This is a genomic window from Janthinobacterium sp. FT14W (genome assembly GCF_009208755.1).
Classification (GTDB): domain Bacteria; phylum Pseudomonadota; class Gammaproteobacteria; order Burkholderiales; family Burkholderiaceae_D; genus Janthinobacterium; species Janthinobacterium violaceinigrum.
This window is the reverse complement of the sequence record NZ_WFLL01000018.1, coordinates 1-13,804: the sequence shown is the minus strand read 5'-3', so window position 1 is coordinate 13,804 and position 13,804 is coordinate 1. Positions and strand designations below refer to the sequence as shown.

8 protein-coding genes are annotated in these 13,804 nt (G+C 62.2%); 4 read left to right on the top strand and 4 right to left on the bottom strand.

Annotated elements, in window-relative coordinates; translation table 11 throughout:
* The first annotated feature begins 311 nt into the window (after positions 1–311).
* From GCN74_RS13885 to GCN74_RS13870, 4 genes are all read left to right on the top strand, one after another.
* Positions 312–2,969 carry a TonB-dependent receptor gene (locus GCN74_RS13885; RefSeq protein ID WP_152257225.1) on the top strand — a complete coding sequence of 886 codons (2,658 nt, stop codon included), beginning with the start codon at positions 312–314 and terminating at the stop codon, positions 2,967–2,969.
* Between the two features lie 177 nt (positions 2,970–3,146).
* Positions 3,147–5,846, top strand: coding sequence for a TonB-dependent receptor (locus tag GCN74_RS13880; RefSeq protein ID WP_152257224.1), 2,700 nt, complete (start codon positions 3,147–3,149; stop codon positions 5,844–5,846).
* Positions 5,847–5,911: 65 nt separating this feature from the next.
* Positions 5,912–7,210: a glycoside hydrolase family 18 protein gene (locus GCN74_RS13875; RefSeq protein ID WP_152257223.1), complete on the top strand. Its 1,299-nt coding sequence runs from the start codon at positions 5,912–5,914 to the stop codon at positions 7,208–7,210.
* Positions 7,207–8,319, top strand: a complete 1,113-nt coding sequence (locus GCN74_RS13870; protein ID WP_152257222.1) for an acyltransferase family protein — start codon at positions 7,207–7,209, stop codon at positions 8,317–8,319. The genes GCN74_RS13875 and GCN74_RS13870 overlap by 4 nt, the downstream gene beginning before the upstream one ends.
* On the opposite strand, the gene GCN74_RS13865 is transcribed toward GCN74_RS13870, so the two are convergent.
* The 4 genes from GCN74_RS13865 to GCN74_RS13850 form a co-directional block, all read right to left on the bottom strand.
* Positions 8,316–9,509 carry a DUF5009 domain-containing protein gene (locus tag GCN74_RS13865; RefSeq protein ID WP_152257221.1) on the bottom strand — a complete coding sequence of 398 codons (1,194 nt, stop codon included), beginning with the start codon at positions 9,507–9,509 and terminating at the stop codon, positions 8,316–8,318. The genes GCN74_RS13870 and GCN74_RS13865 overlap by 4 nt on opposite strands.
* Before the next feature lie 80 nt (positions 9,510–9,589).
* Positions 9,590–10,900, bottom strand: a complete 1,311-nt coding sequence (locus GCN74_RS13860) for a tetratricopeptide repeat protein (protein ID WP_152257220.1) — start codon at positions 10,898–10,900, stop codon at positions 9,590–9,592.
* A gap of 161 nt (positions 10,901–11,061) precedes the next feature.
* Positions 11,062–12,207, bottom strand: a complete 1,146-nt coding sequence (locus GCN74_RS13855; protein ID WP_152257219.1) for an ABC transporter ATP-binding protein — start codon at positions 12,205–12,207, stop codon at positions 11,062–11,064.
* Between the two features lie 14 nt (positions 12,208–12,221).
* Entirely contained in the window at positions 12,222–13,568 is a 1,347-nt protein-coding gene (locus GCN74_RS13850; protein ID WP_152257218.1) for an MFS transporter, read from the bottom strand.
* Between the last annotated feature and the right edge of the window lie 236 nt (positions 13,569–13,804).

The following is a 13,804-nucleotide window of genomic DNA, read 5'->3' as shown; positions in this document are numbered from 1 at the left end:
ACCGTTATAAAACCAATTTGAATTATCAGGCCGGCAATTTATGCCTGGCCTCGCGGGCATTTGGGGCGCGCATACGGGCTACTGATTGATTTAGATAAAGTGGTCTGTGTGATTCAAACAACGTTATAAAAAAAAAGTTGCAACTGGTAGTATTCTGGTATTGGATAGTAGTATATTGGCGTTGAATTGGTTTTGTAAGTGGTTGTGCCGAAGGGTCTGCAGCATGCCGGCGAGAGTGGGCGGGCTGGAAAGAAGACCTACATTAAAAATGAAAAGGTTCCAATCCTGGAGCCTAAATCAAGGGGGAGTACATGAAACGCAATTTGACACCTGCAGCTGCCGTCGTGAAATCCGGTTCGCGTAGCCGTACGCCGATCGCCGCGGCTGTTGCCGTGATGGTCGCCGGCCTGGCTTTTTCGGCGCAGGCGCAGGAAGCAGCTGCCGACGACGTGGCTACCGTGACGGTGACCGGCGTGCGTGCCTCGCTGGAAAAATCGCTGAAGCAAAAACGCAATGCGGATTCTGTCGTGGAAGTGGTGACGGCCGAAGATATCGGCAAGATGCCAGACCGTAACGTGGCTGACGCGATCCAGCGCCTGCCAGGTGTGAATACCCAATCCTCGGCTGGTGGCGAAGGCGGCTTCGGCGAAAACGACCGCGTCAGCCTGCGCGGCACCAGCCCCAGCTTGCAGCAAACCCTGTTCAATGGCCACGCCATCAGCACCGGCGACTGGTTCGTGCTGAACCAGTTCGGCGGCAACGTGGGCCGCAGCAGCAGTTTTTCCTTGCTGCCATCCGAGCTGGTGAGCTCGGTAGTGGTGAAAAAGAGCGCCACCGCCGATCTGGTGGAAGGCGGCGTGTCCGGTGCGATCGACGTGATCACCCGTCGTCCCCTGGAATTCAAGAACAAGCTTACCGCCGAAGGCTCGATTCAGGCCAACTACAATGACCTGTCGGAGAAAACCCAGCCGCAATTCTCCGGTATGGTGAACTGGAAAAACGACGACAATACCTTGGGCATCATGGTCCAGGGTTTCTCGCAAAAGTCGGAAGTGCGTCGCGATGGCCAGGAAATCCTCGGTTACACGGCGATTGCCGCCGACAAGGCTGCTGCCAAGGCGCATCCTGACCTGGTGGGTGTCCTGGCTCCGACCTTCATCGGCGCAAGTTTCTTCCAGCAAAAGAAAACCCGCGAAGGCGGTGCGTTTGACGTCGAATTCAAGCCGAACAAGGATCTGACGCTGGATTTGAATGGCTTCTATTCGCAGCTGAAGGCGCCGCATTCGAACACCAACCATCTGGCCGCGCCGAGTGGCTCGATTAATGCGGGGATGGTGCCGACGTCCTACACCGTGCGCAATAATACGCTGGTGGCGGCCAACTTCGCGCAGAATGCCGGCGAGGTCGATAATATCTATCGCCCGGACGCAGGCGGCGAAACGTACTATCTCGATTTCAACTTCAAATACCGTGCCAGCAAGGACCTGACCTTCACCGGCAAGCTGGGCAAGACCCACGGCGTGGGCTACGACCGTGATGACGTGTACTACCAGAACAAGGTCGATGGCGGCATGAACTATGCGCTCAATGGCATGAGTCCAGCGACCGTCACCTATCCGGGCGGCACGACCGCCGCGCCATTGGGCACGGCATGGATCGGTGGCGGGGAATCGCAGTCGGTCGACAAGGAACTGTACACCCAGATCGATGGCGAATTGCGTCTGTCAAACGGCATCTGGGATTCCATCAAGTTTGGTGCACGCTTCACTGACCACAAACGTACTGCCGAGCATCCGTTCGAAACGGGTCCTGGCGCGACGGGTTTGGCCAGCGCCGGTCCAATCTGGAACGGCACGCTGTATCCGAGCAATTTCGCGTCCAACCTGGGCGGCAATTTGCCTTCCAACTATTTCCGTTACGACGGCGATGCCTTGGCAAAATGGGCCGCGATCCCGGGCAACCGTAATCCGGACCGCGTGGCACGCCACAACTGGCGCGATGAATTCAAGCTGCAGGAAAAGACCCAGGCAGTCTACGGTATGGCCAATCTGGCGGGCGACAACTGGAGCGGTAACTTCGGCGTGCGCGCAGTCCATACCAAGCAATCCACGACGGTCAACTCCAGTGGCGGCCCGATCACCGGCTCCGCTTTCGGCGCGTACTCGCAGAATACCTATGATCGCAGCTATAACGACTTCCTGCCTAGCGCCAACATCAAGTTTGATGTCAACCGCGATGTCGTGGTGCGCGCGGCATTGGCCAAGACCATTGCGCGTCCTGACTATAGCGCGTTGGGCGGCGCCGTTTCGCTGAACGAGGATTCCCTGAGTGGCACCAAGGGCAACATTAACCTCAATCCTGTGCGTTCGAACAATGCCGAAGTCAGCGCCGAGTGGTATTTCGCGCCAAAATCGGCGGTCTCGGCCGGTATCTTCTACATGGATTTGAATTCGATCGTGGCGCAACGTAACATCAACGCCACCTATTTCAATACCAAGGTCGGTGCTGACAGGGTGTTCCAGGTGACCGAGTCTTACAACACCAAGGGCAAGAACAAGGGTGTCGAGCTGAGCTATCAGCAACCGGTGTTCGGTGATTTCGGCGTACTGGCCAACTACACCTACGCCGATGGCAAGCTGAACGATGGCAGCGAATTGCTGAATGCGTCGAAAAACACCTATAACCTGACCGCTTTCTACGAAGCACACGGTTTTAGCGCACGCCTGGCTTACAACTATCGTTCGGCCTACAAGGCGGGCGTGGACCGTGGCGCCAGCCAGCACGTCGACGACAGCAGCACCCTGGCCGGTTCGCTCAACTACAAGATCAACGAGCACTTCACGATCACGTTCGATGCGCTGAACCTGACCAATGAAACCATCAAGATGTATGCGGAAAACAAGGATCAGCCACGCGCGTTCTACAGCAATGGCCGTACCTTCTACCTGGGCCTGCGCGGCAAACTGTAAGCACGACGATCAGGCCTGATGCGCCCGCGTCAGGCCCGGTCTTCCTCGGTCTTTTCAAGGCAAGTTCCTGTTTCAGGGGCTTGCCTTTTTTTTCGGCGCCGTGGCAGGGCGCCTGCCGTCTGTACTCATATAAAACCGTTCCACCGTCCGGTGGGCATACCTATAATCGAGGAGTCTATGAACAGTCGTTTGCATCCCGTATTCCACCCCATCGCCGCTGCAGCCGCTTTGTTGTCCATCAATATGGCGGCCCAGGCGCAGCAGGCTCCCATGCAGGAAGTCGTCGTGACCGGCATCCGCGCCTCGCTGGAGCAGTCGCTGAGCCAGAAGCGCAACAGCGATTCCGTGATCGATGTCGTCAGCGCGGAAGACATCGGCAAGCTGCCCGACAAGAACGTGGCCGATGCCGTGCAGCGCGTGCCGGGCGTCAACATTTCCTCGTCGGCTGGCGGCGAGGGCGGCTTTTCGGAAAATGACCGGGTCAGCATCCGCGGCACCAGCCCCAGCCTGACGCAAACCCTGATCAACGGCCACGCCGTCGGCACGGGCGACTGGTTCGTCACAGACCAGGTGGGCACGGTGGGGCGCAGCGTCAGCTTTGCCTTGCTGCCGTCGGAAATCGTCAGCCGCGTCACCGTGCAAAAGAGTGCACAGGCCGACCTGGTGGAGGGCGGCGTGGCCGGCTCCATCAATATCGAGACGCGCAAGCCGCTCAGTTTCAAGCAGCCGTTTACGGCCGAGCTGGCCGTGCAGGCGATCTACGCCGACTTGCCGGGCAAGACGGACCCGCAAATGAATGCCCTGTTCAACTGGAAGAACGAAGCGAAGACCATGGGCGTGCTGTTCCAGGTGTTTTCCGAGAAACGCCACGAGCGCCGCGACGGCCAGGAATTCTTCGGCTATGGCGCCATCGAGGCGAACAGCCCGGCCGCGCAGAAATACCCGGAACTGGCCGGCGTGCTGGCGCCGCTGGGCATCAACTCGGCCCTGTTCGAGCAGGTGCGCAAGCGCCAGGGCGGCAGTATCGACCTGCAATTCAAACCCAGCCCCGATCTGATGCTCGACGTCAACGGTTTTTATTCCAAGCTGGACGCGGCCAATTACAACCGCAGCTTTTATAACCAGCCGGGCGCCAACCTGAACGCCGTCGACAATGACGGCAAGCACGTCGGCGTGATTCCCAGCACGTTTACGGTGAAGAACAACACCCTGGTGGCGGCGGACTTTCCTGCGTCGCAATTTCCTGCCGCGAATGCCACCACGCCCTATAACGGTCAGCTGTATCCCGCCCTGGTCGACCAGATCTACCGTCCCGGCTCGAACTCGTCGACCGCGTATGTCGATGTCAACGGCAGCTACCGCGCCAGCGAGCGCCTGCGCATCTCGGGCAGCCTGGGCTATACGCGCGGCATCGGCGAAACCCCCGTCGACCTCGGCTATGAGGCGGGCTTGACGGGCGTGGGCGTGTCGTACCAGTTGAACGGCCTGTCGCCGGCCAGGCTGAATTTCCCTGGCCTCGATGTTTCCAGGTTTTCCAATGCGGTGACGGCATCGGCCTGGGGTTCGCATGTGGAAACCCTGGATACGGAAAAATACGCCCAGGCCGATGGCGAACTGAGCATGGATTACGGCGTGCTGGAATCGCTGAAGTTCGGCGCCCGCTACGCGGAGCACCATCGCAATGTGGCATGGCCGGAAAACCGCAGCTGCGCCGTGTGCGATGGCACGACAAACGCCCCTTTGCCGAAGTGGAATGGCGGCACGTATCCCGGCGACTATGGCAAGGGGCTGGGCGGCAACGCGCAGGGCCGCTACTGGCAGCTGGACCCGGCCGACCTGGTGGCGTGGGCGAACAAGTACGACAACTCGGGCGGGCCGAATTCGCGCAACTGGCCAGCCGAGCTGGACGTGAAGGAAAAGGACAGCGCCGCCTACATCATGGCCAATTTGTCGGGCAACAAGTGGCGCGGCAACGTGGGCGTGCGCGTCGTGCGCACGCAGCAGACGACGGTGACGAACGTGCCGGGCGGCGAAAATCCGATCGGCCAGGAAAATATCTTCGGCACCTACACGCCCACCGTCGTCAAGCACAGCTACACGGACGTGCTGCCCAGCGCGAATATCAAGTTTGACCTGAGCAAGGACCTGGTGGCACGCGCGGCCGTGGCGAAGACCATGGCGCGCGCCGACTATAGCGCGCTGGTGGGCGCCGTCAACCTGAACGACCAGTTGCTGACGGGTACGGGCGGCAATCCGGACTTGAAACCGATACGCTCGACCAACTACGATGCCACCCTGGAATGGTATTTCGCGCCGAAAGCCATGCTCTCGGTGGGCGCTTTCTTCATGGACATGAAATCGTACGTGACGTTCGGCACGGCACCCGTGACCTACTACAATAATACCTTCAAGAAATTTAACACCTATGTGATCCAGTCGCCGACGAATATCGGTGCCAGGAACAAGGGTGTGGAACTCAGCTATCAGCAAGGCTTGTGGGGCGGCTTCGGTGTGGTGGGCAACTACACGTATACGGATGGCAAGGCTGACGATGGTGCCGCCGTGGTCGGCAGTTCGCGCGGCACCTACAACCTGGAAGGCTATTACGAGGACGAGCGCCTGAGCGCGCGCCTGGCCTACACCTACCGCTCCAGCTTCCTGGCCGGCCTGTTCAGCAGCTCGCCCCAGTATGTGCATGGCGTGGGCAACCTGGCCGCGTCGATCAACTACAAGATCAGCGAGCGTTATTCGCTGACCTTCGACGTGCTGAACCTGAACAACCCGGTGCTCAAGTATTACGGCGCCAACCAGGACCAGCCGACGGCGCTGTACGCGAATGGCCGCCAGTATTATTTTGGCCTGCGCGCCAAGCTGTAGGACTCACCATCGACCGGCGCCGCGCAGGCGCCGGTTTTCATGTTTTTTTGTAGCGAGATCAACCCATGAAATTACACGCAATGTTTGGCGCCGTCGCCTGTGCACTGCCGCTGGCGGCCGCCGCAGGACCCGCACCGGAAGTGGTCGCCTATTATCCCGCCTGGAAGTCGGCCGACTTCCCCGTCACCGAGACCAATATTCGCGCCGGTAACGTGAGCCTGATCCAGTATGCGTTTGCCGACATTTGCTGGGATGGCGAACACGGCAATCCCGCGCCCGATGGCGGCGGCGTGAGCGCCTGCCTGGATGCGGACGGCAAGCCGTCGCGGCCGGCCAATGGCAGCATCGTGCTGCCGGCGCCGCAAGCCGATGCCGACAACTTGCGCAAGCTCAATGCGCTCAAGCAAAGTAATCCGCGGCTGCGCGTCCTGCTGTCGGTAGGGGGCTGGATCTGGTCCAACCGTTTTTCGGACGTGGCCGCCACGCCGGCCGCGCGCCAGGCGTTTATCGCTTCCGCGCTGGAGCTGGTGCGCCGGCATGGCCTCGATGGCGTCGATATCGACTGGGAGCATCCGGCCACGGGAGGGATTCCCTGTATCGAAGGCAAGGTTTGCCACCGCAGCGACGACAAGGAAAACTATGTGCGCCTGGCTGCCGAATTGCGCAGCGCATTCGACCGCGCCGGCAAGCAGGCTGCCGGCCGCCATTACCTGATCACCATCGCTGCCGGCGCGCATGCCAGCCTGACCGACGACAGCGACGCTTCGCCCGGCTGGATGGCCCGCCTGGCCGCGCAGCTGGACTGGATCAACCTGATGACCTATGACTACCGCGGCGTGTGGGATGCCGAGAATGGCCAGCTGGCGCCCCTGTATGCCGATCCTGCCGACCCGCAGCGCGACAAGGCCCTGTATGCGGACGCCACCGTGACGCGCTTCCTGCGCGCCGGCGTGCCTGCCGCCAAGCTGGTGCTGGGCGTACCCTTCTATGGCTATGGCTGGAAACAGTGCGCCGCCGGTCCCCGCGGCGATGGCCTGTACCAGGCATGCCAGGGCGCGGCCAGCGGCAATGACGGCTCGCCGACATTCACTTACCGGCACCTGCTCGAGCAGGGCTACCTGGTCGATGGCAAAGGCGCGCGGGGTTTTCAGCGCTACTGGAATAGCGCGTCGCAAGTGCCATATCTGTACCACCGCGACAGCGGCGTCTTCATTAGCTATGAGGACGCGCAATCGGTGGCCGGGAAAGTGCGCTATATCCGCGACAAGGGCTTGCGCGGTGGCATGTTCTGGGAATTGAGCGGCGATGCGCAACAGGTGCTGGGCACGGCCCTGGCACCCGTCCTGACGGAGAAGCAGCCATGAGCCAGCGCTACCTCGCCCTCGACGTCCTGCGCGGCCTGACCGTGGCCCTGATGATCGTCGTCAATACGCCTGGCGACTGGGGCAGCGTGTATGCGCCGTTTCTGCATGCCGAATGGCATGGCTTTACCTTGACGGACCTGGTCTTCCCCAGCTTTTTGTTTGTCGTTGGCAATGCGCTGGCCTTTGCGCTGGGCAAGTATGAAAACCTGGGACATGGCGCCGTGCTGGCCAAGCTGTGCAAGCGCAGCGCGCTGATCTTTTTGCTGGGCTTCCTGCTGTACTGGTTTCCTTTCTTCAAGATCGACGACTCTGGCCAGTTTGCCTGGTCGTCCCTGTCGCACACGCGCATTCCCGGCGTGCTGCAGCGCATCGCCGTGTGCTACCTGGCCGCCGCCCTGATCCTGCATTACTGGAAGGCGCGCGGCGCGCTGCTCTTCAGCGCCTGCGCCTTGCTCGGCTACTGGGCCATCCTGGCATGCTTTGGCGACTACAGCTTGCAGGGCAATGCGCCGGCCAAGCTGGATTTGATCCTGCTGGGGGACAGCCACCTGTACCACGGCGAAGGCATCGCCTTCGACCCGGAAGGCATCCTGGGCACCTTGCCAGCTACCGTCAACGTCATCGCCGGCTACCTGGCGGGCAGTTTTCTGCGCCAGGCGGCGCCGGCGCGGCTGCGTTCCAGTCTGGTTCAGCTTGCCGTGGCCGGCGTCCTCTGCGTGGCCGTCGCCCTGTGCTGGAACGAGGTGTTTCCGATCAATAAGAAGTTGTGGAGCAGCTCTTACGTGATGCTGGGCATCGGCCTGGACTTGTTGCTGCTGGCCCTGCTGATGTTCATCATTGACGTACGTCAAATGACGGGCTGGACCTACTTCTTTGAAGTGTTCGGCAAGAACACCCTGTTCATCTACCTGGTGTCGGAAGTGCTGGTGATCATCGCGTTTACCGTGCGCATCGGCGGCGGCAACCTGTACCAGTGGCTGTACCGGCACGGGTTTACGGGGTGGGCGCCGGCGCAGGTGGGATCGCTGCTGTTTGCCGTCAGCTTCATGCTGCTGTGCTGGCTGATTGCTTACGGCATGGACAAGCGCAGGATCTATATCAAAGTCTAGAACTTCAGCTTCAGGCCGTACCGGGTTGCCAGGGCGGTCAACAGCATCATCAGGGCGGTGACGGCGGCGGCATTCCACAGGCCGGCCGCGCCGCCCGTTTCCAGGTACGGCCACCAGAAGCGGGGCAGGTGCAGCACGGCCGCCAGCTGCTGCCACAGGTCGGGCACGATGTAGGCGAACAGGGCATTGGTACCTGCGGGCAGCAGCACCACCGCCCAGGCGCGCCAGCGCCAGACGTCGATGACGACATAAAACGCCAGGAACAGGGCCAGGATGATGGCGCTGCAGACCAGGGTATAGGATTCCGTCGCCGCAATCTTGTTGATGTGGTGATACGGTCGCAGCAGCAGGCCAGCCACCAGCAGGCCCAGCGCGAACCACGCCATGAAACGTATTCGCTGGGCATGGTTCAGGGCCGCGCCGCGCAGGAACAGCTGACCCACCAGGGTGCCGGCCAGCACATTGGCCGCCGTCGAGCCCAGCACCTGCGGCACGTTGACGAAGGCATTCACGCCTGCCGGCAGGAAGTCGAGGCTGCCGGCCGTGCCTCCCATGTAGAGCACGATCAGCATGGCAAGCGTACCCATCAGCGCCGTGCCGCTGCCGTGGCACGCCAGGTACAGCAGGCTGCACAGCAGATACGCCCAGCCTATCATGCCGAGGATGCCCCACCAGGACGGTTGCAGCCAGGTGCTGGAAAACTCGCTGTTCAGTTCACCACGGAACGTCGCCAGCAGGAACAGCATCAGCGCGCCGCCTGCGGCCAGCTCCAGCTTGCCCGCACCCTGGCGCCACAGCAGTATCATGGCCCCATAAAACAGCAGGAAATACACGGCGTATGGCAGCAGCGCCGCCCGTGCATCGTAGCGGTAGGCATTCGCCAGCACCACGCCGGCCAGCATCAGGCTGGCGGAGCGCCACAGCAGGCGTCCCAGCAAGGCAGGCGTGACCTGGCCGCAATGGCGCTGCAAGGCCAGCGGAATGGCCATGCCCACCATGAACAGAAAGCCGGGAAAGACCAGGTCGGGCAAGGTGATGCCGTCGGCGCGGGGACCCGCATGTTCGAGCCACCAGGCAATGCCGGGCATGCCGGCCAGGTAGTTGACCCAGATCATGGTGACGATCACGAAGCCGCGGAAGGCATCCAGGCTGATCAGGCGTTCGGTGGCGGGGGCGGTGGCAGGCGGCATGGCAGGAGGGGAAAGGTCGAAAAAAAAGCAGCCCCGGCCTGCGCCGGGAACTGCTTTGTGCGTGCTGTCGGGAGCAGGAATTACTGGGCCGCTGCTGCCGGTGCCGCCGCTGCCGCGGCAGGACGGTTCAGCCACAGGATCCAGTAGCGGGCCAGGTCGCCCACGCCGTCGCCGCCCTTGACCGTTTCCAGGACCTTGATGGCTTCATCTTTCTTGCCTGCCATGGCGTAGGAATAGCCGAGGCGCAGCTTGGCATCTTCAACACGCTTCAGGCCGCCCTTGGCGATACCTTTCTGTATCAGGTCGATACCTTTGTCGAACTGGTCCATCGTCACGAAGGCGTAGCCCAGGTTGATCAAGCCCGTGCCATCCTTGCTCTTCATGGCCGACGCTTCGCCGCTGGCGATGTTTTTCGCATCGTCGGCAGCGGCCTTGGCGGCCTGGTCGCGCAGTTTCTTGTGCTTGGCGGCATTTGCGCCCGTACCCAGCACGCCTTTGGCAAAGCCGGCGTCGAGGACTTTTTTCGCTTCCGTAGGGAAGGCATTTTGCAAGGCAATTTCAGCCATGTCGCTGTAGTCCTGCGGCGGCATGGTGTCGACGGCCTTGAATTGCAGGCGCAGCACGTCCAGCGCGAAGCGGTCCGAGTAGCCGGCCTTGCCCTGCAGACGGCCCAGCAGGTCGCTCCAGTAGTCGTCCGACGGGTAGTAGCGCACCAGGTTTTCCATGGCTACCAGGTAGGTGGCCGGATCCTTGCTCTTCGAGCCCGTATTGGCCAGCAATTGCAGTTCTTCGATGGTCGGCGTCTTGCCCGCTTGCTGCTTGGCCGTTACGTCGGCCATCAGTTCCTGTTTCGCGCGCGCGAAATCATTGCTGAAGTAATAGGCGCGGATGATGTAGGGACGCACGGTGGCCACGTCGCCTGTTGCCGTCTGGTAGCGGGTGAACCATTTGATGGCGTTCGGGTAATCCTTGGCGTTGTAGTGGTAGTTGGCCAGTGCCTGGATGAAGTCGCCTTCCGATTTCTTGTCCAGCTTGCCCGATTCGATCACCGCTTCCAGCGCCGTCATGGCCATGGGCGCATTGTTGGTGGTGGAGGCCAGTGCCACGCGCAGGCGGTTCAGCACGAACGTTTCATACGGCGTCAGGGCCGGTATGGCGGCAGCCTGGTCGATGCGGCTTTGCACGTCGGCATAGTTTTTTGCATCCATCGATGCTTTCACGGCAGTGGGATCGAGCAGCTTGAACACTTCTGGACGCACCGAATCTGCGGGAGCTGCAGCTGCAGCGGCAGCGGCCGGCTTGGCATCCTGCGCGTGCGACAGGGATGGCAGGAAGTTCAGGCCGATGGCGGCCAGGAGCAGGCTGAGACGGGCAAGACGGAATTGGGACATGGTCAATCCTTCAATCAATAACAAAAATACGCACCGGCACTGGCAGCCGCAACATCGTGCAGTGGCATTGCCAGAGGGGCAAGGAAGCTCGAAAAAACACACATTTTGCCAGTCTGCCTGCATAAGTCAAACAGAAGCGGCATGATACTAAGCGGCTATTGTCACATAAACGGCTGAGCGGGTGCGGCAAACGTGCGCGCCAGGGCTTGCCCTGCTGCATCGAACAGCAGGCAGCGCTGCGGCGGCAGATGCAGGCGCATGGCGTCGCCCGCCTGGCGCAAGCCATCTTCGGCCGGCAGCTTGACGGCCAGCATCTCGGCCGGTATCCCGGCCACGGCTGGCATGCTGGCGTACACGATGGCCACGTCGCCCAGGTATTCGACATGGCTGACGGTGACATCGACCACGTTGTCGCCCGCCGCGCCCCCGTCCTGCAGGCCCACATGCTCGGCGCGCACGCCCAGGGTCAGCCGGCCGCCCGGCGCCACGGCGTCGCCCTGCGCCGCGACCTCGATCACGGCGCCGCCGGGCAGGCGCACGCTCACCGTGCCGGGCCCGCAGGCGACGGCCTCGCAGGCGATGAAGTTCATCTTCGGCGCGCCCAGGAAGCCGGCCACGAACAGGTTGCCGGGATTGTTATACAGTTCGTGCGGACTGCCCACCTGTTCGATGCGCCCGCCGTTGAACACGACGATGCGCTCGCCCAGGGTCATGGCTTCGACCTGGTCGTGCGTGACGTAGATCATGGTGGTTTTCAATTCCTGGTGCAGGCGCGAGATTTCCACGCGCATCTGCACGCGCAGCGAGGCATCGAGGTTCGACAGCGGCTCGTCGAACAGGAACACCTTGGGTTTGCGCACGATGGCGCGGCCGATGGCCACGCGCTGGCGCTGGCCGCCCGACAGGTCTTTCGGCTTGCGCTTGAGCAAAGGCGTGATCTGCAGGATCTCGGCGGCGCGCTCGACGGCGGCGCGCACCTCGGCTTTCTTATGCCCGGCCAGGCTCAGGGCGAAGGCCATGTTCTCGTACACCGTCATGTGCGGATACAGGGCGTAGCTCTGGAAGACCATGGCCAGGCCCCGTTCGGCCGGCGCGACGTCGTTGGCCAGCTGGCCGCCGATATGCAGCTCGCCGTCCGTGATGTCTTCCAGCCCCGCGATCATGCGCAGCAGGGTGGATTTGCCGCAACCGGACGGGCCCACGAAGACGACGAATTCACCGTCGCGGATGTCGAGGTCGATGCCGTGGATGACGGGATGCTTGTCGTCGTACAGCTTGACGATATTCTTTAAAACGATGTGTGCCATGAAGTGGTTCTATCCTAGCTGGCGCGCGCTGGCGCCGGTGGTGACTCGGCCTTGGTCAGGTCGGGTTGGCCGGCGGTGTCCTTGGGACCGATGCGCATGAAGCGCGACAGGATCAGTACGGGCACGGCCGACACCAGCACCCACAGGAAAAAGGTCTTGTAGCCGAGCGCCGTCTGGATGTCGCCGCTGATCATCTTGAACAGCACGAAGCCGAGCTGCATCACGCCCGTGGCGAACGCATAGTGGGCCGTCTGGTACTTGCCGACGGAGACCACCTGCATCATGAACAGGATCAGGCCGACGAAGCCGAAGCCGTAGCCGAACATTTCCACGCTGAGCGCGGCCGTGATCAGGGTCAGGTCGGTGGGCAGGCTGTGGCTCAGGTAGTAGAACACCAGGTTCGGCAGGTTCATGGCCAGGATCAGGAACAGCATGGCGCGCTTCAGGCCCAGCCAGGAAGTGAAATAGCCGCCGCCTATGCTGCCCAGCAGGAAGGCGACGGTGCCGGCCGTGCCGTACACGGCGCCCACTTCCGTCGTCGACAGGCCCAGGCCGCCCAGTTCGCGCGCTTCGCGCAGGAACAGCGGGCCGATGGTCTGCACTTGCGCCTCGCCGGCGCGGAACAGGATGATGAAGGCGATCATGCCCCAGATGCCGGGCTTTTTCAGGAAGTCCACCAGCACGTCCCACAGGGTGCGGCTGATGCCGGCCACGCTCTTGTCGCTGACGGCTGCGTTGCGCACCTGCGGCAGCGCCCACAGGTGGTAGGCGGCCAGCGACAGCATCATGGCGCCGATGATCAGGAAAATCACCGACCAGGCGGGCTTGACGCCGATATTCTTTTCCAGGTAGCCGGCCAGGATCACCAGGCCGCCCAGCGAGATGAACTTGCCCGCGTTGAAGAAGGCGCCCTGCCAGCCCGCGTAGGCGGCCTGCTGCTTGTCGGACAGGCTGGCGATGTACAGGCCGTCGCAGACGATGTCGTGCGTCGACGACGCCAGCGCGGCGACGAACAGCACGGCGATGCAGGCGGCAAACCACAGCGGCGTTTGCAGGGCCAGCGCGATCAGGCCCAGGCTCAGGCCACCGAGGAACTGGAACAGCACCACCATGGTCTTCTTGCTCGACGCCAGTTCCAGGAAGGGGCTCCACAGCGACTTGAAGACCCAGGCAAAGCCGATCAGGCCCGTCCAGCGGGCGATCTGGTCGTTCGGCACGCCCATGCTCTTGAACATCAGGCCGGCCACCAGGGCCACGGCGTAAAACGGCAGGCCCTGGGCGAAGTACAAGGTGGGCACCCACGAAATCGGGCTGCGGACGCCGCCCTTGCTACTGTTGCTGCTGATGTGCTTGTCGTTCATGGATGCTTCCTCGGGTCGTCTTGAAAGTCGGGTGTCACGTTGGGAACAAAGGCGGCGTTCAATGGCAGCGCTGCCTGGCCTCGGCCATGATGATGCGGTCGGCCGCCTCCTGCGCATAGATGCCGCTGCCGGCCGGGTAGCGCGCGGCCATGGCCGCCAGGCGCTGCAGCCGCGTACCTGCGGCCTGCAGCGGCAGGGCGCCCGATGCCAGCGCGGCGCTCACGTCGTCCAGCGCG